This window comes from Pseudomonas sp. MAG002Y (assembly GCF_019400845.1).
In the GTDB taxonomy this organism is placed as follows: domain Bacteria; phylum Pseudomonadota; class Gammaproteobacteria; order Pseudomonadales; family Pseudomonadaceae; genus Chryseomonas; species Chryseomonas luteola.
In genome coordinates, this window is record NZ_WOEJ01000012.1 from 99,684 (window position 1) to 121,752 (window position 22,069).

The following is a 22,069-nucleotide window of genomic DNA, read 5'->3' on the forward strand; positions in this document are numbered from 1 at the left end:
CGGCACCTCCGAGTGTCAGCGGGTGGACGACAGCGTGAGTTCGATCAAGCGTCGAGAGAGCCGGATAAGTGAAAACAGTTGCGCCAATTGAGGATCGGGGAGCCGCTCAATCCCGATCGCGAGCTGTGGGCGCTCGATCAGTGGCAGGTCGTAGGCACCCAGTAGCAGTTGGCCGAACAGCGCCGCCGGGAGCTGCTGACGTTGCTCCCAAGCAACGTCATCCTGCACGCGCAGCAGCGCGCCCAACAGCAGCTGAATCCCGGTGCGGTGCGGTGTCGAAGGCGCTGCTGTATCGGGCGCCAACGAGAAATCCAGGCCTTCCTCCGTGGCGCAGACCATGTGTGGCGCATTGGCGTAGCCGGCCAGTTCGCTGGCCAACTGCGCGCAGGCCTGGCGCAGTTGCACCAGGTCTTCCAGAGCCGGCGGTATCGGCCAGAGGGTATCCAGTGAATCGGGCAAGCACAGGCGCCCAGCACTGCCGAGATTGGCAGACTGAGCGGGCGGTGGCGCAGTTGGAGTGCGTACCTGTTCATGGGTGACGGCAGGAGGCTGCTTCAGGTCTGCCTGTTCGGGTTGCCTATCAGCAGGTTGCGGAGGGCAGACCAGCTCCGGTGAGTGGAGCCCCGTGGGGGCTTCAGGCTCACTACCGGAAGTGGTATCGGTGTCTTGGCCCACGCCCAGCGGCGAGGGCAGGGACCGGTCGGGCGTCAGTGGCTGACGTGATGCCTGGCCGCTATCCTGGAACAGCTCCAACGCCAGCAGGCGTGGTGACTGGTCCAAGGATTTCGCCATGTGCGCGAGCAGTTCGTCCTGCAGCTCGGCGGTGTCCAGCTCGGCGGCTGTGCAGTCGAACGTAGACAGCACCTCCAACCACAACGCGGTGAAATCCAACCGTGTCGCAACGTACCGATTCCACACCGATTCGGCACGTCGACGCAGGTTAAGGGTCCGCTCGATCGAAGGTCTGCCTAAGCCGGCGTACAAGGTTTGCGGGATCGCCGGCAGCAGGTGCTCCAGGGTGTCCAGCATCCGGCTGATGTGCGATTGCGAGATTGGGTAGCCGCCGGCCGATAGTTGCGCCGCCAGTTCACGTTGACTCAGGCTACCACCGTCTACCAGAAGCATGTCGCGGAACTTGGCCACGGCCAGGGCCCGCTCGATGAAAGTCAGTTGGCCGTGCAGGTCACTTTCGGCCAGATGGCCCAGCAGCGTATGGAGCTCCGACTGCCAGGGGCGAAACAGGCAATGGATGCGGAAAAAACGGTCGTCACGGGTTTCTTGCCACAGTTCGCCGAGGATACTCAGCCGTGTATTGCCGCCATTTCGGATGATGAACTGCGGCTCGCCGGGCCGGCGCGTGATAGAGGGGGGCTGGTCCAGGCCGCGGTCGCGGATGGAGGCCTTCAGTTCCTCGTACAGCGGATTACGGATGAAGCGTGGATTGTGCTCGTAGGGCCGCAGCTGCTCGAGGGTCACCACCATCGGCGTGTCGCAGTCGGGATCGGTGGGCGATACCTGTGTTGCCCGCTGTGGGAAGTGCCCGTGCTGGAGCTGGCGTGTAATGTCTTCGGAGGTTGGTGGTTTCATGGGTTTGCCCCTGATCTGTCAGTGCAGGCGGCCCCGCCCTGGCCTTCCCAGTTGTCTGCGTGGGTGGGGCAGCGGGGGGAAGGGCAGGGCACTAGGCGGGTCGGCCGGTGACGCATTCCTCTGAGGCAATGCTGTCGGGATAAGAGCGCGCACGGCCCCTGGGCTGGGCCAGTCGCTGCTCCCACTCCGGGAACAGTTCATTGGCCAGTGCCCGCATGACATCGGCCGCGCAGCGACTGCGCGATCGAGGGGCGGCTTTCGACTCGATCCGATGCACCGGCAATCCCAATGACGCGGCATTGAGGTACGCGACGCGATCGGGAATCACCGTTTTACAGACGCTGACATGCGGGTCGGCGGCAAAGGTGTTGCGCAGGCTCTGCATGATCAGGCAGGTATCGCGCCGGTTGGCGTTCACCTGATTGAGAAGCAGTTTCACCGGGGGCAAGTACACGCCGAGGTAGCGGTAGGGTTCCAGCTCTTCGAACAGGCCGAGCGTGCCGCGGCGCAGTTCGCGTGCCGCGAGCATTTCCGGTGGCAACGGGCATAGCGCACAATCTGAGGCCAGGATGGCCATTTCCACCACCACGCTGCGCGCGCCCTGGGTGTCGACGATCAGCACATCGTACTGATCGGCAAATGCGGGTAGCAGGTTGCGCAGGCGCAGTCGGCCATCGGGCGCGTGCAGCAGTACGGTGCCCAGGTGGCCCGCGCGGTCGTTGGAAACGATCAGTTCAAGCCGCGGGATGGTGGTGACGGAAATGATCTGCTCGGCAACCGTGAGCCGCTGCGAGATCAGTTCGTAACTGCCCGCTTCACGTGACTTGCACAGAGCGTAGTAGCTGGACAACGTCGGTTGACTGTCTAGGTCGAGCAGCAGCACCTTCAAGCCCGCGTCGGCAAGCAGGCCGCCGAGGTTGGCGGCAACCGTGGTCTTGCCGGCCCCGCCTTTGGTCGAGATCAGCGAAAGGACTTTCATGGCACTACTCCCGAACAGACAGGCGATCCTGAACCCACTGCTCAATCTCCAGCGAGTCCCAACCGACCGCGCGCGTGCCGATGCGCCGGCATTGCGGGAATAGTCCGGCCTTCATCAAGTTGTAGATGTGCGAGCGTTTGAAGCCGGTTTTTTGTTCCACCTCATCGCGGCGCATGATGTGGCGATCGGCGGAAGCTGGGGCAGGGCTGGCCGGTTGCATGGTGTCACTCCTTAGCGCCATGTGGCGCGCAGTGGGATGTGACAGTCAGTGAAGGTCCGTGGGGGTGAAAAATCATTGCCAGGCAATGGCCGCCATTGCCTGGCTATTCGGAGTTAGGCCTGCTCCGCTTGGGCCAAATGGCGGCGAGCCAACGCAAATTTCCGATCAAGGGTGTGTTTGCTCAAACCATGTAGGCCGGGAAATTGAGACAAAATAGCCTGGACTACCGCAGTCTGATTTTTATAGATCGACTGCACTTGGCCGGATTTCGACTTGCCTACGGTGATTGCCAGTAGGGCGCCGATGATCGTGTAGTGGACGCTGGCGGAGGCTTCAGGGGCTGGCTCCGCTGCATCAAGCTGCGCCGTTAGCTCGTTTTCATGGCGCTTGTAGACCGTCATCTCTTCGACAACAGAATCGTAGGCCTGATGCATTTTCTCAAACTCACGCGCGTAGAAGTCCCGTTCAGCTTGCACAGCCAAAAAGGCGTTCAAACTCACGCATTCGAGGTGGTCGATATTTTTGGGGAACAGAAATTCGGGTTTTTCCTCCGGATGGTTTAGCGCAAACCAGGCCCGCAGATCCGGACGGCGTATGGACCAATACACTCGCTCGGCGTGGTCGTTGAGCGTAATGGGCCCGCCGAGGGACGTTGCCGGTAGCTCACCCGAGGCAATGGCGTCGTAGATGCGCTCCACATAGAAGTGGAGACAGGGCCACTGCGGAAAATGCTTGAGTAGCTCACCTGAGTGGGCTATTTCGACCTGTAAGATCTCTGCGGTGTGATCGGCCAGATCGCACCAAAGAATTGCCGCATCGATGGGGTGATAGCAGCTTTTGATCGCGTCCATGGAGAACAGCCTCCAGCTGAAGTCGTCCTAATCGCCGATGGGATCATTATTTTGAATCTCATTCGAGCGAGCTAGACTCCGAAAGCAGTTTCGGATCCAATAACGTGACAAAGTATTTTCATTATAGTTCGCCGTAACTCTTCAGGCTGCGACGAGTTTTGACGTAGGTCAGTGGGGATTGTGGTTCGGTCGCAGTGCCCGACCACCTTCTGATTGAAGCGCTTTAGGGCGGCCAGCATCGTCGAGCTCGACTTGTATCAGCAACCCCCTCAGTTGCTCCATAGCCGGTGTGGCCTGGCTACCTCTGCGTGTTACCAACTCGTAGGGGTCGCTTACGGACTTGATGGCCAAGGGCAAGATGCATACGCGGTTGTGCTGGACGCACTGCTTGGCCACATCGATTGACACAAGCGCAACGAATTCGGGCTGGTTCTGCAGCAGTGACAGCGTTGCCAGAATCGACGTGGTCTCCACCAGGTGCAGAGGGAAGCGGATGCCCGCATCATGGAACTCTCGCTCAAGCTGCACCCGCATAGGCATGTTGGCCCGGTAGACGATCCACCGACTTTCAGCCAACTCCTCCAAGCGAAGTGCTCCAGCGGCCTGGAAGGGGTGGTCGATGTTGGCGATGACCGCCAGAGTCTCGTCCTGAACAAACGCACTCGAGAAAAGATGCGGCGAACTGCTCACACTCGTCCGGCACAGGGCCATGTCCAGACGCCCGCTCTCGATCTGGGTTAAGAGCGATTGGCTGGTGTCCTCAATGATCTCGAATGACATTTCCGGCTGTATGGCAGTCAGCTGGGAGACCGCCTTCATCAACAGCGGCACTGCCCCCATGATCGCCCCCACCGCAAGGCGTCCCCCGACCCCTCTCAGGATCGCATCCAAATCGTGCCGCAGGTTCGAGATATCAGTCTGCACCACCCTGGCGTACCTGATGGCGCAATAGCCGGCAGCCGTTGGTTCAAGCCCACGGTTGTTGCGATTAAAAAGCGTCGTACCAAAAGTCGTCTCGATCTCCTGAAGGGCCTTGCTTGCCCCAGGTTGTGTCAGCCCCACGCTATTTGCGGCTCCGAGAAGAGAGCGGTGCTCGTCCAGCTCGATGAGCAATCGCAGGTGTCTAGCGTGGAGCCTGGACATGATCGAGTTGAGGGACGGGGTCATTTGGTATGAATCCTAGTTATACCTGTATGGATTGTTCTCAATACCACGGCTGAATTCAGATTTCTATACTGGCGCGGCACGATGTCGCACTCGGTGCAGCGGATTGGCCTGAGATCGGCCCAAAATAACAAAGCCAGTAGGCTCGAGGAGACCCCATGTCCCTGATCAATTACATCACCCAGATCCAGTTTGAAGTCGGAGCTATTTCGCTCCTGCCTGCAGAGTGTCAGCGCATTGGTATTACCCGCCCTTTGATCGTCACTGACCGTGGTGTCCGTGCGGCAGGTATCGTCGATGTAGCTCTGAGCAAATTCACCGACTCCACTGTTCAGCTGCCGATCTATGACGGCACGCCACCCAACCCAAACGAAAATGCTGTTCGTGAAGCAGTGGCCATGTTCAAGGAATGCGGTTGCGACGGCATCATCGCCATCGGCGGCGGTTCCGCTATTGACCTTGCCAAAGGTGTAGCCGTATGCGCCAAGCACGAAGGCCCGCTGAAAAGCTTCGCTGTCATCGAAGGTGGCCTGGCTCGCATCACTCCAGCAACGGCCCCTGTGATCGCAGTGCCGACCACTGCCGGCACCGGCAGCGAAGTCGGACGCGGCGCCATCCTGATCCTGGACGACGGCCGCAAGGTGGGCGTGATCTCGCCGCATGTCGTGCCGAAGGTCGCGATCTGCGATCCCGGCCTGACGGTCGGCCTGCCGCCGCAACTCACCGCCGCCACCGGCATGGATGCGATCGCGCACTGTCTGGAAACCTTCATGTCGCCGATGCGCAATCCGCCGGCCGACGGCATCGCGCTGGACGGCTTGCGCCGCGCCTGGGCGCATATCGAACGGGCCACGAAAGAGCCGACCGACCAAACCGCGCGGGAAAACATGATGATGGCTTCGATGGAAGGCGCACTCGCTTTCCAGAAGGGACTGGGCTGCGTCCATAGCCTGAGCCATTCGCTCGGCGGAATCGACCCGCGACTGCATCACGGCACGCTCAACGCCATCTTTCTGCCGGCGGTCGTGGAGTTCAACCGAAGCGCTCCGTCCATGCGCGACGAAGAAAAGATGGAGCGCATGGCGAGCGCCATGCAGTTGCGTCAGGACACGGAGATTTCGTCGGCGCTGCGCGACATGACGGCACGCCTCGGCTTGCCGACCGGCCTTCGGGCGCTGGGCGTCACGCGCGAGATGTTTCCGCGCATCGTGTCGGGCGCGCTCAAGGATCACAGTCACAAGACCAATCCGCGCGAAGCATCGGAAGCGGATTACCTCGGCTTGCTGGAAGCGTCGTATTGACGAAGAGACGGACGCCCGACCAACGAGGCGTCCGCGCATGACACGGACGGAGACACCGCATGAACAAGAGCAAACGGATCGTACGGATCCAGCGCATTTCGATCTTCTTTTTGACCCTCGCCGGCAGCATCAACTATCTGGATCGCAGCGCGCTCTCCATTGCAAATAGCGTGATTCGCGGCGAGATGGGCTTGAGCGCCTCGCAGATGGGCCTGCTGCTGTCGGCCTTCTCGCTCGCCTATGCGTTCGCGCAACTACCGGTCGGCGCGATGCTCGACCGTTTCGGCGCGCGCGTGATGCTGGGCTGGGGCATGATCCTGTGGTCGGTCGCGCAGGCCTGCTGCGGGCTCGTCGGCAATATCCAGCAGTTCTTCTTGGCGCGCGTGTGCCTCGGCATTGGCGAAGCACCGCAGTTTCCGGCCGGCGCGAAGGTCATCGGCGAATGGTTCGCGGTGCGCGACCGCGGCACGCCGACCGGCATCTTCGTTGCGTCGACGACCGTAGGCCCGGCGATAGCGCCACCGATCCTCACCGCCATGATGCTTGCGCTCGGCTGGCGCAACATGTTCTTCGCCACCGGCGTGTTCGGCGTCATCGTGGCGATCGGCTGGTATGTGGCCTATCGCAATCGCGACGAAGTGAAGCTGGCGGCTGAGGAAACCGCCTATCTGAACCAGGACTCGCAGGAAAACGAGAACAGCAAGCCGCTCAGCGGTGCACAATGGCGCAGCCTGTTCCGGCAGAAGACGACGTGGGGCATCTTCTTCGGCTTCATGGGCGTCATCTATACCGTGTGGCTCTACCTCACATGGCTGCCGGCCTATCTTGAACACGAACGCGGTCTGAGCATCGCGAAGGCGGGCTGGGTCGTCTCGATTCCCTATGTCTTCGGCACGCTCGGCATGCTGAGCAGCGGCTTCACGGCAGACCGCCTGTACCGCAGAGGGCTGCAGGCGATCACCAGCCGCAAGTGGCCGATCTGCATCGGTCTCGTGGGCGCGGCGGCGTTCACCGTTCCGGCGGCGCTGACGCCGTCCACCACGCTCGCCGTGATCTACATCTCGGGCGCCATGTTCTTCATCAATCTGGCATCGGGCGGCGCGTGGTCGCTGATCTCGATCGCCGCGCCGCGCCAGGCGGTGGCTTCGCTCGGCGGCATTCAGAACTTCGGCGGCTTCCTGGCCGGCTCTGCTGCGCCGATCGTCACCGGCATCGTCGTGGACCGGACGCATTCGTTCGTCGCCTCGCTCATCGTGAGCGCGGTCATCGCGCTGCTCTCGGCGGTGGCGTATCTGCTGCTCGTGCACCGGCCTGTCGCGGTGTCGGAAGACGTCGGGGAAACCTCCGTCGGCGCGCTTTCCTGATTCGCACGGTTTACGCCCTATGTGCCTCTTGAAAAGATCTTTGTAGGAGTTCGAGCTTCAATGCGAACAATAACGTGTGTGGAAGACCTTCGCGTCATGGCGAAAAAACGGGTGCCCAAGGCGTTCTACGATTACGTCGATAGTGGTTCGTACACGGAATCGACCTATCGCGAGAACGGTCGCGCGTTCGCCCGGCTGACGCTCAAGCAACGCGTAGGCGTGAACGTGGAAGGGCGCAGCACCGCAAGCACGATGCTCGGACAGCGGGTCGCAATGCCCGTGGCCATCGCACCGACCGGACTGACGGGCATGCAATGGGCCAACGGCGAAATCCTGGGTGCGCGCGCAGCCGAGCGCTTCGGCGTGCCGTTCACGCTCTCGACCGTGAGCATCTGTTCGATCGAGGATGTTGCGGCTCATACGAAGGCGCCGTTCTGGTTTCAGCTCTACGTCATGCGCGACCGGGGCTTCAACCAGTCGCTGATCGAGCGCGCGAAGGCCGCCGGTTGTTCGGCGCTGGTGGTCACGCTCGATCTGCAGATCAACGGGCAGCGTCACAAGGATCTCAAGAACGGCATGACCGTGCCGCCTCGCCTGACGGCGGCGAACCTGCTTGATTTTCTGCGCAAGCCGGGCTGGGTGATGCGCGCCGCTTCGGGCAGACGCAACTTCGGCAATCTCGCCGGCTTCATCAAGGGCGGTGACGATGTGATCGCGATCAGCAAGTGGGTCGCATCGCAATTCGATCCGAGCCTCGACTGGAACGACATCGCGCATATCCGCAGTCTTTGGCCCGGCAAGCTGGTGCTCAAGGGCATCATGTGCGCCGAGGATGCGCGCATGGCGGCTTCGCTGGGCGCCGATGCCATCGTCGTCAGCAATCATGGCGGACGGCAGCTCGACGGCGCGCCGTCGACGGTCGAGGCCTTGCCCGCCGTGGTGGATGCCGTGGGCGACGCCACTGAAGTGTGGGTCGATGGCGGCATCCGCACCGGCCAGGATGTGATGAAGGCGCTCGCGCTGGGCGCGAAGGGCACGATGATCGGCCGAGCCTTCATGTATGCCCTCGGCGCGATGGGCGAACCCGGCGTCGCGCGCATGCTCGAGATTGTGCGGAACGAACTCGACGTGACGATGGCGCTGACCGGCGTCCGGTCGATCGGCGAGATCGGGCCGCACAACTTTCACGAGCCGCGTGTTGCACAAGCTTTCCGCGCGCGCACAGCTGAGGCCATGACTCAACGAGAAGAATCTGTCATTTGATTGGAGGTTGGACGCGCAATGGATCTGCAAATCGAGGGTAAATGGGCGCTCGTTTGCGCCGCGAGCAAGGGGCTGGGGAAGGGCTGCGCCGAAGCGCTGGTCGCTGAAGGCGTCAACGTCGTGGTGACGGCGCGCGGCGAGGACGCGCTGGCATCGACGGCAGCCGGGCTTCGGCAACTGAATCCCCACGTTCAGGTGATCGCCTTGGCAGGCGATATCACGACTAGCGCGGGACGGATGCGGGCATTGAGCGCGGCGCCGCGCATCGACATCCTGATCAACAATGCGGGCGGCCCGCCGCCGGGCGATTTTCGCGACTGGACCCGAGCCGACTGGATCGCGGCGCTCGATGCGAACATGCTGACGGCCATCGAACTGATGCGCGCCACCGTCGACGCGATGGCCGAGCGAGGCTTCGGCCGGATCGTCAACATCACGTCGGGTGCGGTGAAGGCGCCCATCGATGTGCTCGGGCTGTCCAACGGCGCGCGTTCCGGCCTGACCGGCTTCGTCGCGGGTCTGGCCCGGCAGAAACGGATCGCGGAGCATAACGTGACCATCAACAATCTGCTGCCGGGCTTGTTCGATACCGACCGCCTGAAGCAGTCCACCCAAGCGGCCGCTACCGCGCAGGGCAAGGCGTATGACGCTGTGCTCGAAGCGAAACGTCAGGCAATACCGGTAGGGAGATTCGGCACGGCGCAGGAGTTCGGCGCGATGTGCGCTTTCCTGTGCAGCGGACACGCGGGCTACTTGACTGGTCAGAACATCTTGATGGATGGCGGCTCGTTTTCAGGAACGTTTTGAGTTCGGTGTGACGCGGACCTCCGCGAGAGGCTTGAGCATGAGGAATCGATGGAAGAAATCTCGATCGCATCTTAGCTCTCCCGATCGTCTTCAGGAGTGCCGCTGTTTCGCCACCGTACACCGTACCCCGTCTCGGCGAGCGAACGCCTTCGCCGAGACAGAGATCCCCAGTGCTGTCGCCCAACTCAAAGGCGACATACAACTTGCCGACCACCCTTGCATCCCGAGCAGCGCGTGTCCATTCGCGTACGCCCAGGAGAAACCGGTCTGCACTATCCGCTCTACTCCATGGCTTTGCTTCTGATGCCCCTATCGTATCTAGCGACGCTTGAAACATGCGGCAGCTCATCCTGCAACCCCTTACTCCGTCTATAACTACGAGCAACTGAAGAGTCAAGCTTCGACCCGAAACAATCCGACATTTCTTGATCTCAGCCAGCAGAGGGCCTTGTCAAATTGAAGGCAGATGGCCGTACGAATCGACAGTGTGTAGGATTCCTTCTGATTATGGGGTGTCGGTGCCCAGATTGGTTGCGCTCCAGCCATACCAGCTGTCCAGACGTTGCTTCAGCTGGGCACGGTGTGTAGCAGCGTCTATGCGATGACGGGGTAAGGCGAAGTGCTGCCGGATCGGTCCGAAGCTCGACAGAAAGCGCTGCGTGCGTCGTGGATCACGGAAACCCTGCATCTGGCGCTCACGTCGGCGCGTTGGCTGGTGGCTGTTTTCCGCCCGGTTGTTTACCCGGGCCGCCGCCTTCACGAACACGTGTTTCACATTGGCCAACTGTGGCACCTCGGCCTTTGCCGCCGGATAGCTACGCAACTGGTCGGTAACAATCCTGCGCGGTACCGGGTACGAGCGCAGCATCTTTCTGAAGAAGCGCTTTGCGGCGGCCTTGTCGCGCTTCTTCTGCAACAGCACATCCAGTTCGGTCCCATGTTCGTCTACTGCGCGCCACAGCACGTATGGCTCCCCGCGCAGTTTCACGAACACCTCATCGAGATGCCAGGTCGCGCCCGATCGCGGCCGAACTGCTTTGGCCCGGCAGGCGAACATCGCACCAAACCGGTCGCACCAGTTGCGCACCGACTCGTAGCTGACCACGACGCCGCGTTCGAGCAGCAATTCCTCGATGTCACGCAGGCTAAGGTTGAAGCGGTAATACCAGCGCACCGCGCAGCTGATGACTGCGGATGGAAAACGGAAACCGTGATACGGCGAGGTACTCTTTTTCATCTCGCCATTCTACCGCCCCCCCTTCAAGTTGACATTGCCGTTCCTGCGCTTCTGCATCCAAGCCGCTCTAGACATTAATGATTCTCCGGAGAGGTTAGCCCAGAGCCGTTTCTACCAGCGCTGGGAGCAGGTCATTGCCTACCAGCGCAGTCTAGAGGAGAACCTCTCGTTAGAGTTCCCTCTAGAACTTGCCCAGCGAGCGGAGGGCATCCTCACCCTGCAGCGCAATCGACTGCCCTTGGAAGTCAGGGAGCAGTTCGATCTCGTATCTGACAAGCTGCGCGAGGTGTTGTCTGAGAACAATACCCTCAATCCCGATTACTGTGTTCGCTTGCAACATTGGGACGCCAAGCGTAGCGACTATATCCCGTCCTTGCGTTTCGACCGCCGTAACCGGCCGCTCTACATCCGGCAGAAAGACAGCATCAGCATTGAAGGCAATTTCTTGCTGCTGGATAACGACGCCCAGATGCTACGCCTGCTGGTGAGCGTACCAAGTGCCTCTCTCAAGCGGCAGAGCCAGGCGCTGGACGACTTCTTCCAAGATCGCTTGGTCAACCCGGCGCTAAAGAACATCCTGCTTGCCCCAGAACACTATCTGCCCGAGCAGGAAGAGCCCAACGCGCCCATCGCTTGGGCTAGCACCTTGGACGACAGCCAGAAGCGCGTGGTGGAACTTGCTCTCAGGGAGCGCAATATTGCTCTTATTCAAGGGCCGCCGGGCGCAGGCAAAACTACCGCCATTGTGGAAATGCTCTACCAACTGTTCTGCCAGCGGCCCAACCGTCGCGTGCTGGTGGTTTCCCAGCAGAACACAGCCGTGGATAACGCCTTGGGCAAGTTCCTAGACAAGCACGGCAACAGTTTGAAGCAGCCCATTCAAGCGATCCGCATCGGCAATCCGGAAAAGATGAGTTCGGCCATTCAGCCTTTGGGCTTCGACCGTCAGCATGACGACTTCCTTGCCGAACTCGATGCGCGGGCCGTCGAGGCAGCTGTGCGTCTGCCTGAAGCCGAAAGCAACCTTTGCCATATCTGGCGTACCATCCTCAAGCAGGCGACCCAATCCCGCGCTGGACAGGACGAGTTTTTCATTACGCTGCTGGCTGACCGCAATTTGGTGGGCGCTACCTGTGTCGGGCTGGCCACCAACAAGGGCGGCATTGACCAATTGCAGTTTGACGTAGCCATTATCGATGAGGCTGGGCGCGCTACGGTACCGGAAATCCTCATTCCCATTTTGCGCTCCAGAAAGGTCATCCTAGTAGGCGACCACTACCAGTTACCTCCTAGTATCGCGCCATTGCTACGCGAGGATGAAGCCACCCAGGCACTGGGTTTTTTGCGTGAAAACTTCCTCAGTGGAAGCTTTTTTGAGCTAATGTTTGAACGCCTGCCAGGCGAGTGTCGGGAAGTCCTCGACAAGCAGTACCGTATGGCGCCTCCCATCGGTGATTTGGTGGCGAACCTGTTCTACAGCCGTGAAGGCCAGCGCATGCTGTTCAACGGCCACCCAGATAGTTATTTTGAAAAGAGCTACCTGCTTGACGAAAGCATTTACTGGGTGGACGTGAAAGGGCGGCAGCAACAGCCCCACAACAGCATGAGCCAGGAGAATGTCCACGAAGCTGAAGAAATTACCGGCTTCCTGATTGAATTGGCCAACAACGTAAATCGGCCCACCTCCGTGGCCGTCATCACCCCTTACGGCGCCCAGAAAGAGCGCCTCCGCAAGCAGCTACGCAATATCGGTTGGCAAAATGGCCAGCTCGGTCCGCTGAGCATCGAAGTCGATACTGTCGACGCATTCCAAGGCAGTGAGGCGGACGTTGTTTGCTACTCTACCGTGCGCACTGAAGGTGGCCTCAACTTCATCCTTGATCGCAAACGCCTGAACGTCGCTTGCTCACGTGCCAAGCTGCATCTGTTGTTCTTTGGGGATAGCCATTATCTCAGCAGTTGGCGCGCCAAGGGAAAAGATGGTTTCAACCTGTTCCCGAGGATTATGAAGCACGCCAGTACTGCAAAGGTAGAGTTCAGGAAAGATCATCTAAAGGCCTCCATGTCGGAGGCGGATAGCCCGGCCAGCCATAAGGTGACTACCGGTGCGGCAAGGACTCATAGCTGCTCTACAGCTTCAAGGTGAAGCCCTTGAGAGGAAAGCCTGCCAATGTCTATATAGGGACGGCAAAGACCTGGGAGGCTAATTTTGCCAAGGCGCTGGAGAGGGCTGTAGAGATTAGGGAAAAGAGTCGGAAGGTGTTATTGAAGCCCGCGCACACGAATAATGACCGCGCTTTTAAAAAAGCTTGAGCTAGCGACAAACGAGCAAGATTTAACTACTTTGTTGTGATTCGGTATGACCCGCGCCAGCACACGTTGTCTTCAATGATAAGCTAGTGCATGGATGCACAGTTTTTGTAGCCTAAACCCCCTCTAAATACTGGAAGAAAGTGCAATCTAGAGCTAGAGTCACTTTGTGAGTTATAGCTTTGGGTTAGAGGTAAGGTATGAAACTTGAAGATCGCATGAACCGCTCAATCAAACAGCGCACAAGCGTGGTCATCTTGCGCTCAGACTTTGCTCACATGGCGAGCGACTCTCAAATAGGCCGAGTCTTGGCTCGCTTCGTAGCGGAAGGAAAGCTCATCCGTGTCAGTAAAGGTGCATTTGCCAAAACACGTATCAATAAGTTTACCGGCAAGCCTACCCCTGCCGGCACTCTGGAGACGATTGCAGCAGAGCTTTTTCGCAAACTCAATATCTCCGTAAAACCAAGCTCGCTTGTGACGGAGTACAACAGCGGAAAATCAACTCAAATTCCGATGGCAACAACTGTGAATACAGGACGTCGGCGTATTTCACGAAAGGTTACGGTAGGAAACAGCACGTTGACCTATGAAAAAAATTCCAGACGAGCTTAGGTCTGATATCGAAGATGCTGCTACAGCAGGACTCCTAGGCAACCTGCCCGCTGTCGTCGCTGAAAAAGATCAGCACATTACCGACGCACTTCGCTCTTTAGCTCAAATCCAAGTAGCGCATACTGCACGACAAAGGAATCGCCGTAAGGAAGATCAGGCCCCAGAATCGATCGACGTTGCTACGCGATTAGTTTTTGCTGGTGGAACCTGCCTATCAAAAGCTCATAGTCTAATCGAGCGCATGTCTGAGGATATTGACATCAAGGTCATATTGGATGATGTACCGGAAGGCTATGTCTTGCCCAATGGAATAGGAAGTCGGGGCCGTCTAAAGGATTTGCAGCAAGAGGTTGAGCGGCGCTTGACAGAAATGGGCTTTGAGTACGTAGTCCATGATGATGAGGATAACCCAGTCTCGCGTGACAGAAGACGCTACTACTGTCTGCTGGTTTCGTATAATGCACATTTTCAGGATGTGTCTGGCGTACTCCGCCCTCAACTCAAGCTTGAACTGATTCACCGCCCTCCGATATTAGCCGCAGAGATGCGCGAGATGGGATATATGCTTGACCAATTTATCCCTCGGCAAGCGGCCCTCCGTTTCTCCATGCCGTGCATCACGGTAGCGGAGACATTAGCTGAGAAAGTGCTGTCGCTATTGCGGCGCTGTGCCTGGAACTGGGATGGGTATCAACGCGGTGAGTTTGATACAGCATTAGTGCGTCACGTCTATGATGTCTGGCGTATTACTATTAGTCAGCCTGATGCCATCGATCCCGCCTGCCAGATCTTTGCGCAATTGGTCGATAAGGATGTAATGGAGTTCAAGGGACAGCATCCGGAATTTGACAAAGATCCCTATACGGTACTTCGGCGTAGCTTGGCCGCAGCAGCCACCCATGAGGAGCTGAAAGCGAATTTCGAGCAGCGCCTGAAGCCGTTACTTTATACAAACGATAAGCCGGATTTTCAAACTTGTTATTCCGCCTTCGCTGCTGTTGCAGAACGAATGCTGAATATAGGACAAGTCAATGGAAACTGAGGTAGAACAATCGGGATAGTAAGTAGACTCTAAATCTGATATAGCCATGCTATTAAAATATGCTCAGCTTACCTGCCAGAATTTGAAACAGACTTGCCTGAGTAACCCCGGTATGGCTATCGATACACTTCGCATAACAATAATTATGTTAAATCGATATCACTTCTGCCTGCCCTTCAGCTCTTTGTTTTATAGCTAAAAACATCGCCACCTTTCCTAATGCACTGTCTTCAACCGTACAGCCGTGCTTCAGCATGGCCCATGTACTCAAACATTGCTCTGGCCGCTCATTAACATTGAACCTTGTCTGAACTCGCATACAACTATGCCATGACCTACGGTTTGAGCTTTTATTTGATTTCTTCAGAAGAAGTGCACACAGGGTGAATACCTGATACGACCCCATAGTCGCATGTTTCGTCCACGCGTACGCGGTAGGCATCAACCAAGCATGCCTTATCCTTACATTTATTACGCTTACTCAGCCATATGCGTTGTTCATTTCTCAACTCAGCTTTAGAGCCTCCAAAATCAGATAAGAGCATGCTTTTATAATTCTCAGCAAGGGCATCATCGAGCCTGCTAAGCATGGGGTCAGTACAGATCATTTTTTCTACAGAGGTTGAGGCTTTAGTACAGTCAAACGAGACTGCATATGAAGTAGTTGTTATGAAGGCACATAAAAAGGACAGGAAACGAGAGTGCATGTTGCGCCTACTCCTAAGATGAAAACACTAGCTTATTCAGATCGATAAAGCGCCATGTACATGTGATGTACAATCTTTTGAGGAAATTCCCCTCCATTAAAGAAAACATGCTTCTGCTGAGATTTGGAGCCGAGCTCGAATGGCCTTTCAGGCTTTGTCTAACGGCCCCTAGATAGATTCAACCTCTGTAAGTTTTCTTGTAAAATAGCTAATGTGCGTTCATTTACGCAGGCTTATTCGGGCATACTCTAAATGATGGATACTAAGCAAAAGTGCAGCGGCCTCAGCATCACTGACCTGCCCCCCCCGCTTTAGTACCGTAGTAGGCCCTGGGTTTGATATTGGTTTTTCTTGCTTCAGCTGCTGCCGGCTGGCTCGCCAACTCGCAGCAAATTCTGCCGGGGTGAGATTGCCGATTGCACTGTGCGGACGGTGCTCGGCGTAATCCCTTCGCCAGGCCGCGATACGAATTCTGGCTTCGGCTAGCGAACAGAACCAGTGCTCATTGAGGCATTTATCCCGGAACTTGCCGTTGAATGACTCGATGAAGGCATTCTGCGTGGGGCTTGCCAGGCTGGATCAGCTTCAGCTTGATGTTGCGCTGGTAGGCCCACTGATTGAGCGCCTTGCCGGTGAATTCAGGACCCTGGTCGGTGCGGATCGCTTCTGGATAGCCGCGAAACCGCGCCATCTCATCCAATGCCCGGGTGACACGAACCCCGCTGATCCCGTGTTCCACCAGGATGCCAACCGCCTCCTTGGTGAAGTCATCAACCACTGTCAGGCATTTGATCCGCCGTCCTGTGCTGAGCGCATCGAAGACGAAATCCATTGACCAGACCTGATTCGGCGCATTCGGCAAACTCAGGCGCTCGCGCTCTAACGCGACACCGTGGCGGCGCCTGCGGCGCTTCACCATCAAGCAGGAGGCGCGATACAGGCGATAAATCCGCTTGTGGTTGACCTGCACGCCGGCACGCCGCAGCAGGATGTGTAGGCGGCGATAGCCAAAGCGCCGACGCTCTTGGGCCAGCTCCACCAGTTGGGCTTGCAGCCCGGTGTTTTGCTCGCTAGTACGAGGCTGGTAGCGCAGCACCGAGCGGGACAGCCCGATCAGCTGACAGGCGCGGCGCTCGGAGATGCCGGTTCGCGCCTGCATCTCTTGCACCGCCTCCCGCCGTGCTGTCGGGCTTACCCTTTTCCCCGGGCGACTACCTTGAGCGCCTCGATGTCGAGGTGTGCTTCGGCGAGCAGCTTCTTCAGCTGGCTGTTCTCCAGCTCTAAATCCTTCAGCCGTCTGGCGTCCGGCACGGTCATGCCGCCGAACTTGGCGCGCCAGGTGTAGAACGAGGCATCACTGAAGCCGTGCCGCCGGCACAGCTCCTTCACCGGCATACCGGCTTCTGCCTGCTTAAGAAAGTCGAGGATCTGCTCTTCGGTAAAACGCTTTTTCACTGCCGTCTCCTGCTCGGAAAACGGGCTCTACTAAGTTCGGCGTGGTATTGAAATCGGGGAGCAGGTCACGCTTTTTCCGCCCAAAAAAAGGTCTTTTCGGTTTCCCCTAAGCGGGCTTAGAAATCAGCTAAATCAAGAGCATCTTGTCTATCTCCCTTGTGCCAGCCGACTATCTTCTGCGCAATGTAATCTTCGTTGGGCTTTCCAAGCGTAGCTTCGTCATACAGTGGCATAAAATTTCATACAGGAAAAAAATGGATATTATCAATTGATGCTCAATTGCGAAATCGTGCCAGACAGAGTGTCCGCTATTGGCCTATTCCGTTGAAAAACTCGCCTCGTAACTGATCGGCGTCCGGCCCGGCGCCAAGTTGCTCCAGGCGAGTAGTGATTTTTCAGGCTATCGAGCAAGGTTTCTGAAGGCGAAAGCCCCTGTTCCGATCAGATCGCCAGGCCATTTACCCCTTTTTGCACTTTCGGCATCAGCCACAGGGCCATTCGCCTCAAATTCTGGGCAGTGGCAGCCAGCAAAAACTCGTCCTGCGCACCACTTAGGCCACGAAGTCGAAGCCTATCTAGGCGCAAGATGCGCTTGAGGTGGGCGAACAGCATTTCCACCTTCTTTCGTTCACAGCGAGAAACGAGGTATTCCGGTGTCTTGGCGATGCGTCGCGCTACGTCGCGGGCAGCTTCATGGATGCTCCGAGCGATCTTACGGAATACGGTATTGGAGCAGCACTTCGCTTTCAGCGGACAGGTGGCGCAGTCGGTTTGGCTGGAGCGGTAGATGATGGTGTTGGCCTTGGTCACCCGCGATCTTTTCTGGGTGAAGGTGCGCCATTCACTGCGTAGAGGTTTGCCGGCTAGGCAGCGGTATTCATTGGCCTCCGGATTCCAGTGGAAGTCCTTACTGGAGAGGCTGTCGTTCTTGCGCTCGGTCTCGTCCCAGATTGGGACAAGCGGATCGATGTTCTTTTCTTCGACCATCCAGGACAGCATCGGAGCCGTGCAATAGGCGGTATCAGCGATGAGGCGCTCTGGCGTGAGGTCAAACTGCGCTTCGACGCGCGCCACCATCGTTTTGGTCGAATCAACTTCGGCGGCACGGTGCGCCGGGGTCGCTTCTACATCCAGGATAACGCCGTGCTCAGTGTCGATCAGGTAGTTGGTGGAGTAGGCAAAGTAGGCCGGGCCACCTGGTGCTGCAGTCCAGCGAGCCAGCGAGCCAGCGGGTCGGTGAGGGAAATCTTCCTGGGGAGAGCTTCAGCCAACGCCTCTTCATCAAGCGCTTCGAGGTACTCGCGTACGGTGCGGCTGCTGAGTGCTGGATCGCGCCAATCGATTTCATCTCCCGCTACCCCACGTTGCCGGCTGGCATCCGCCTTGATGATGCTGGCGTCGACAGCGAAACCTTCGCCCTTGACTAGGCCCGCTGCCATGCAGCGCCGCAGGACCTCATTGAACAACCAGCGGAACAGATCGCTGTCACGGAAACTGCCATGGCGATTCTTCAAAAAGGTCGAGTGATCATAACTTCGTCTTCCAGGCCCAGCCGGCAGAACCAGCGATAGGCCAAATTCAGATGCACCTCTTCGTACAATCGCCGCTCGGAACGGATGCCATAGCAGTAACCGACGACCAACATGCGCACCACCAATTTCGGGTCAATCGAGGGCGCCCGATAGGACTATAGAAATCCGCCAGGTAGGCGCGCAGACCACTAAGATCCAAGCACTGATCGATGCTGCGCAGGAGGTGTTGGGGCGGGACGTGATCTTCCAAATTGAACGAGTAGAACAGGCGCTGCTGCCCACTCGTTAACAGTCCCATCATGCTATTCGCCCCCACGCTCGCTGACAGAGCAATTCTGACGACGGCATGGGGAAGTAGCTACTTTTTCAACAAAATCAGCCGAAACGGGCTGTCCGAAAAACCAGAGGCGAGCTTGCTCGCCTCACCTTCAGAAGCTGTCGCGCAGCGTTGTCATCAGATGCGCAGTTCGCCATAACTCACCGTGTTGGTATGAACGTCGTGATTCAACGCCATGAAGTCCAAGGTGGGCGTCTTCAAATCGTTTCTAAGTGGGGTCGGTTGAGAGCAACACCTCTCCTAAGCCTAGAAACGCAACTTTCACATTTGCGCCTCAGGCCTGTCCAGCTTCCTGTGGCGACCAAATCACCAGCTTTCAATGGCTGGTTCTGAGACGCTGCACGCCTCGCCAACCATCGTATCGAAGCCAAGGGATCCGTGAAGGGATGGCTTCCAATATCGGAGATCTGCAGTCTCTCATCTACCCACACCTAGACAGCCTGCTCCGACCAGTCTGCGGGAGGGTGGATCATTTCCCCTAAAACCAACGCACGGTTGAGTTGTTGGTCGGCCAGACGAAGCAATGGATAAGTTCGCTCACCATTTTGAAAACGCGTATCGCACAACTCAATCCCGACCTGCCATGCTTCGATCGCTTCATATGCTACCGCGCGATCGGCATCGCTATCGACATCCCGTCCAAGTTGCACGATCAGTTCACCCTCGATTCCGAACCGGTTTCAATAGCCATCAGGAACCTCCCAGCCTGATAGATGAATTGCGCGGCTCGAGACACGCGCGGCGCTGACCAACTCCCCTGGGCTTCCACCAAGCTTCCAGGCTGTCACCGAAGACTCATTGAACCAACCAAGCTCCGAGGCGACGATTTTCTGAACCCGATAAGCGTCGGTTTCGGCCATCAAACCGAGCCCATCATGCAGCAAATTTCGCCGCTCTCGCCAAGCATGAAGCAATGCCGCTGCTACCTCGGTCGTGCCATTCATAGCGGCAGTTCATTTTGACGACGACGGGATTGGGCCGGAACAGGCCTTTTGCATGGTAAAAACTTCCCATGCCCCGGCTTAGCCCTTGGTTTGCCGTCCCAGACGACCTCGCCTCGTGCCAGCGTTACTGCAGGCCATGCACTCAGCTGCATGCCTTCATAGGGGGTGTAATCAACGTTGTGATGCAACATTTCGTTGGTAACCCGTACCGGGTCGCCTTCATTCCAGATGACCAGGTCAGCATCCGCCCCGATTGCGATGCTGCCTTTGCGTGGGTACAAACCATACATCTTGGCGGCATTGGTAGATGTGAGTGCGACGAAACTCTGAGGGGTAATCCGGCCTCTGCGAACACCTTCAGACCAGAGAAGCGCCATTCGCGTTTCGACCCCAGGAATACCATTGGCTACTTGTTCAAACGTCGGGCTTTCACCGTGCGCTTTTTTGCCGTCGCGCCCCTCGTACCGAAACGGCGCATGGTCCGATGAAAACAGCTCGAATGAACCGTTTTCCAGGCCGTCCCAGATAACCTGCTGGTTGGCCGGATCGCGAGGCGGAGGACTGCAGATGCATTTCGCTCCCTCAAAGCTGTCATCGCATCCGAGCGAAGCGGCCGTCAGGAACAGATATTGAGGACAGGTCTCGGCGTAGACCTTGAGGCCTTTGCTCTGCGCCCAGCGAATTTGTTCGACCGCGTCACGACCGGAAACATGGACGATCAGAATTGGCACATCCACCAACTCGGCCAATGCAATCGCTCGGTGAGTGGCCTCGCGCTCAACCAGCATGGGCCGCGAGCTGGCGTGATAACGCGGTGCATCAAGGCCAGCAACCAGTAAGCGCTCAGTTAGCCAGGCAATGCAATCGCTGTTCTCGGCATGCAGCATCACCATGGCCCCTTCCCGACGCGCAACCGACAGCGTCTCCAGAACTTCTCGGTCACCCAGCTTCAGCGCATCGTAGGTCATGTAGATCTTGAACGAGGTGTAGCCTTCGGCAATCAGGGCAGGTAGCTCCCTGTGCAACACATCGGGCGTTGGGTCAGTCACGATGAGGTGGAATGCATAATCGATCACGGGCTTGTCGCCAGCGCGTCGATGGTAGTCGTCGACGGCGGCACGCAAGCTCTCGCCTTTCTGCTGGCAAGCAAAAGGGATGACAGTGGTAGTGCCACCGCAGGCAGCAGATATGGTGCCACTGTAGAAGTCGTCTGCCATGACAGAACCGTCGCCGGTCGGCTGATCGAGATGCACATGGCTATCGACGCCACCCGGCGTGACGTGCCGTCCCGCCGCGTCAATCTCTTTCATTCCAGGGGGCAAGTCAGTCGCCAGCGAAACAATACGTCCATCACGAATACCGATGTCGCAGGTAAAAATGTCAGCGGCCGTGACCACACGGGCATTACGGATAACGGTGTCCAGAATTTGCATATCAACCTCTTTCAAACAGGAGTCAACCACCATTATTCAGGGCGCCGAAAGCTGCGCCCGGGTGCTCGAAGCCGTTCGAACCTACGGGTGGTATCTAGAATTACGGGTACATAATGCATCGCTCGAAGTCATGCCTCGTCGACGCGCACTACGTAGTTAAAGCATTACGTCGCCGCCGTTGGGAGACAGTGTTTGCCCGGCATAAAATGCTCCAGCGCCCGAAGCCAGGAGCAAAGCGGTAGGTGCGATTTCACCTACCTGGCCGAAGCGCCCCACCGGTAACTGTGCTTTTTTCGCCTCAAGCCATTCAGCGCTGTGATTGCGCAACAACTCGGTATCGACCGGCCCCGGCGCGATCGCGTTGACCATTACATTATGTGACGCACCTTCATAGGCCAGTGCTCTGGTGAACCCCACTACCCCGGCTTTCGCCGCACAGTAATGCGCCAGCCCTGGCGCCCCCTTGTAAGCCAGTTGTGAAGCGACGTTGATGATACGACCATACTGTCGCTCAAGCATCGCGGCGAAAAAGGAGCGAGTGACCAGCATCGTCCCGCGAAGATTTATCCCGACGACACGATCCCAGTCGTGGTCGTCCGTCATGGCGAATGGGCGGTCACCTCCACCTACGCCGGCCGAATTGACGACAATGTCTACGTGCCTTAACTGTTCTTGCGCCCAACCAGCAAAGCGCTGTACCGCAGCCGGATCAGAGACATCACATTCGCTGGCATGCAGCTCTAGGCCTTGCGAACGCAGGCGCTGTTGGAAAGCCTCTGCATTCTGATGATCTCCAACATGACAAATGGCGACTTCTGCTCCGTGCTCCAAAAACAGTTGTGCGATCGCCGCACCGATGCCCCTGCTTGCGCCGGTGATAACTGCCTTGCGGCCCGAAAGATCAAACACGTTACTCATGACC

General features: G+C 57.8%; 18 protein-coding genes and 2 pseudogenes. 7 read left to right on the forward strand and 13 right to left on the reverse strand.

The genetic code is table 11. The features are described 5' to 3' along the window. Positions 1–15 precede the first annotated feature (15 nt). From GM154_RS17450 to GM154_RS17470, 5 genes are all read right to left on the reverse strand, one after another. The gene (locus GM154_RS17450; protein ID WP_219652933.1) at positions 16–1,587 is read right to left on the reverse strand and encodes a ParB family protein; all 1,572 of its coding nucleotides are present in this window, start codon (positions 1,585–1,587) and stop codon (positions 16–18) included. Between the two features lie 91 nt (positions 1,588–1,678). Next, the gene (locus tag GM154_RS17455; protein WP_070087315.1) at positions 1,679–2,566 is read right to left on the reverse strand and encodes a ParA family protein; all 888 of its coding nucleotides are present in this window, start codon (positions 2,564–2,566) and stop codon (positions 1,679–1,681) included. A 4-nt stretch (positions 2,567–2,570) separates the two neighbouring features. Continuing rightward, on the reverse strand, positions 2,571–2,786 hold the full coding sequence (locus GM154_RS17460) for an AlpA family transcriptional regulator (protein ID WP_010799440.1): 216 nt from the start codon (positions 2,784–2,786) through the stop codon (positions 2,571–2,573). Between the two features lie 113 nt (positions 2,787–2,899). After that, entirely contained in the window at positions 2,900–3,637 is a 738-nt protein-coding gene (locus tag GM154_RS17465; protein WP_010799441.1) for a hypothetical protein, read from the reverse strand. A 168-nt stretch (positions 3,638–3,805) separates the two neighbouring features. Beyond that, the gene (locus GM154_RS17470; protein WP_010799442.1) at positions 3,806–4,804 is read right to left on the reverse strand and encodes a LysR family transcriptional regulator; all 999 of its coding nucleotides are present in this window, start codon (positions 4,802–4,804) and stop codon (positions 3,806–3,808) included. A gap of 155 nt (positions 4,805–4,959) precedes the next feature. Here GM154_RS17470 and GM154_RS17475 point away from each other — a divergent pair, with 155 nt between their 5' ends. The 4 genes from GM154_RS17475 to GM154_RS17490 are packed head-to-tail and all read left to right on the forward strand — an operon-like array spanning position 4,960 to position 9,536. Next, a complete protein-coding gene (locus tag GM154_RS17475) occupies positions 4,960–6,102 on the forward strand; it encodes an iron-containing alcohol dehydrogenase (RefSeq protein WP_010799443.1) in 1,143 nt (380 codons plus the stop codon). Between the two features lie 59 nt (positions 6,103–6,161). Beyond that, complete coding sequence (locus GM154_RS17480) at positions 6,162–7,466, forward strand: MFS transporter (RefSeq protein ID WP_010799444.1); 1,305 nt, start codon at positions 6,162–6,164, stop codon at positions 7,464–7,466. Between the two features lie 60 nt (positions 7,467–7,526). Then, entirely contained in the window at positions 7,527–8,729 is a 1,203-nt protein-coding gene (locus tag GM154_RS17485) for an alpha-hydroxy acid oxidase (protein WP_010799445.1), read from the forward strand. An 18-nt stretch (positions 8,730–8,747) separates the two neighbouring features. Then, positions 8,748–9,536: an SDR family oxidoreductase gene (locus tag GM154_RS17490; RefSeq protein WP_010799446.1), complete on the forward strand. Its 789-nt coding sequence runs from the start codon at positions 8,748–8,750 to the stop codon at positions 9,534–9,536. A 505-nt stretch (positions 9,537–10,041) separates the two neighbouring features. Here GM154_RS17490 and GM154_RS17495 read toward each other — a convergent pair. Beyond that, on the reverse strand, positions 10,042–10,773 hold the full coding sequence (locus GM154_RS17495; protein ID WP_010799448.1) for an IS6 family transposase: 732 nt from the start codon (positions 10,771–10,773) through the stop codon (positions 10,042–10,044). 34 nt (positions 10,774–10,807) lie between these two features. On the opposite strand from GM154_RS17495, the gene GM154_RS17500 reads away from it, so the two are divergent. The 3 genes from GM154_RS17500 (at position 10,808) to GM154_RS17510 (ending at position 14,739) form a co-directional block, all read left to right on the forward strand. Continuing rightward, positions 10,808–12,919 carry a DEAD/DEAH box helicase gene (locus GM154_RS17500; RefSeq protein WP_051370286.1) on the forward strand — a complete coding sequence of 704 codons (2,112 nt, stop codon included), beginning with the start codon at positions 10,808–10,810 and terminating at the stop codon, positions 12,917–12,919. Between the two features lie 364 nt (positions 12,920–13,283). Further along, complete coding sequence (locus GM154_RS17505) at positions 13,284–13,697, forward strand: DUF6088 family protein (RefSeq protein WP_010799450.1); 414 nt, start codon at positions 13,284–13,286, stop codon at positions 13,695–13,697. Beyond that, a complete protein-coding gene (locus tag GM154_RS17510; protein ID WP_010799451.1) occupies positions 13,672–14,739 on the forward strand; it encodes a nucleotidyl transferase AbiEii/AbiGii toxin family protein in 1,068 nt (355 codons plus the stop codon). Before GM154_RS17505 ends, GM154_RS17510 begins: the two co-directional genes overlap by 26 nt. A 350-nt stretch (positions 14,740–15,089) precedes the next feature. On the opposite strand, the gene GM154_RS17515 is transcribed toward GM154_RS17510, so the two are convergent. The 7 genes and pseudogenes from GM154_RS17515 to GM154_RS17540 form a co-directional block, all read right to left on the reverse strand. Beyond that, a complete protein-coding gene (locus GM154_RS17515; RefSeq protein ID WP_010799452.1) occupies positions 15,090–15,446 on the reverse strand; it encodes a lysozyme inhibitor LprI family protein in 357 nt (118 codons plus the stop codon). A gap of 360 nt (positions 15,447–15,806) precedes the next feature. Then, a pseudogene (locus tag GM154_RS17520) lies at positions 15,807–16,901 on the reverse strand (IS3 family transposase); the annotation flags it as partial. 441 nt (positions 16,902–17,342) lie between these two features. Then, positions 17,343–18,734: pseudogene (locus tag GM154_RS17525) on the reverse strand (transposase). 467 nt (positions 18,735–19,201) lie between these two features. Beyond that, a complete protein-coding gene (locus GM154_RS25670; RefSeq protein WP_010799457.1) occupies positions 19,202–19,420 on the reverse strand; it encodes a hypothetical protein in 219 nt (72 codons plus the stop codon). Positions 19,421–19,450: 30 nt separating this feature from the next. Further along, positions 19,451–19,714, reverse strand: coding sequence for a hypothetical protein (locus tag GM154_RS25675; RefSeq protein ID WP_010799458.1), 264 nt, complete (start codon positions 19,712–19,714; stop codon positions 19,451–19,453). Then, positions 19,711–21,147 carry a dihydropyrimidinase gene (gene hydA / locus GM154_RS17535; protein WP_219652934.1) on the reverse strand — a complete coding sequence of 479 codons (1,437 nt, stop codon included), beginning with the start codon at positions 21,145–21,147 and terminating at the stop codon, positions 19,711–19,713. The genes GM154_RS25675 and hydA overlap by 4 nt, the downstream gene beginning before the upstream one ends. A 156-nt stretch (positions 21,148–21,303) precedes the next feature. Continuing rightward, complete coding sequence (locus GM154_RS17540) at positions 21,304–22,065, reverse strand: SDR family NAD(P)-dependent oxidoreductase (protein ID WP_219652935.1); 762 nt, start codon at positions 22,063–22,065, stop codon at positions 21,304–21,306. Positions 22,066–22,069 lie beyond the last annotated feature (4 nt).

Coding starts and splice junctions, on each gene's coding strand:
- GM154_RS17495 (WP_010799448.1), bottom strand. CDS start 10,773: ATGAAAAAGAGTACCTCGCCGTATCACGGTTTCCGTTTTCCATCCGCA.
- GM154_RS17540 (WP_219652935.1), bottom strand. CDS start 22,065: ATGAGTAACGTGTTTGATCTTTCGGGCCGCAAGGCAGTTATCACCGGC.
- GM154_RS17470 (WP_010799442.1), bottom strand. CDS start 4,804: ATGACCCCGTCCCTCAACTCGATCATGTCCAGGCTCCACGCTAGACAC.
- GM154_RS17465 (WP_010799441.1), bottom strand. CDS start 3,637: ATGGACGCGATCAAAAGCTGCTATCACCCCATCGATGCGGCAATTCTT.
- GM154_RS17515 (WP_010799452.1), bottom strand. CDS start 15,446: ATGCACTCTCGTTTCCTGTCCTTTTTATGTGCCTTCATAACAACTACT.
- hydA (WP_219652934.1), bottom strand. CDS start 21,147: ATGCAAATTCTGGACACCGTTATCCGTAATGCCCGTGTGGTCACGGCC.
- GM154_RS17505 (WP_010799450.1), top strand. CDS start 13,284: ATGAAACTTGAAGATCGCATGAACCGCTCAATCAAACAGCGCACAAGC.
- GM154_RS17490 (WP_010799446.1), top strand. CDS start 8,748: ATGGATCTGCAAATCGAGGGTAAATGGGCGCTCGTTTGCGCCGCGAGC.
- GM154_RS17485 (WP_010799445.1), top strand. CDS start 7,527: ATGCGAACAATAACGTGTGTGGAAGACCTTCGCGTCATGGCGAAAAAA.
- GM154_RS25675 (WP_010799458.1), bottom strand. CDS start 19,714: ATGAATGGCACGACCGAGGTAGCAGCGGCATTGCTTCATGCTTGGCGA.
- GM154_RS17480 (WP_010799444.1), top strand. CDS start 6,162: ATGAACAAGAGCAAACGGATCGTACGGATCCAGCGCATTTCGATCTTC.
- GM154_RS17510 (WP_010799451.1), top strand. CDS start 13,672: ATGAAAAAAATTCCAGACGAGCTTAGGTCTGATATCGAAGATGCTGCT.
- GM154_RS17460 (WP_010799440.1), bottom strand. CDS start 2,786: ATGCAACCGGCCAGCCCTGCCCCAGCTTCCGCCGATCGCCACATCATG.
- GM154_RS17475 (WP_010799443.1), top strand. CDS start 4,960: ATGTCCCTGATCAATTACATCACCCAGATCCAGTTTGAAGTCGGAGCT.
- GM154_RS17455 (WP_070087315.1), bottom strand. CDS start 2,566: ATGAAAGTCCTTTCGCTGATCTCGACCAAAGGCGGGGCCGGCAAGACC.
- GM154_RS17450 (WP_219652933.1), bottom strand. CDS start 1,587: ATGAAACCACCAACCTCCGAAGACATTACACGCCAGCTCCAGCACGGG.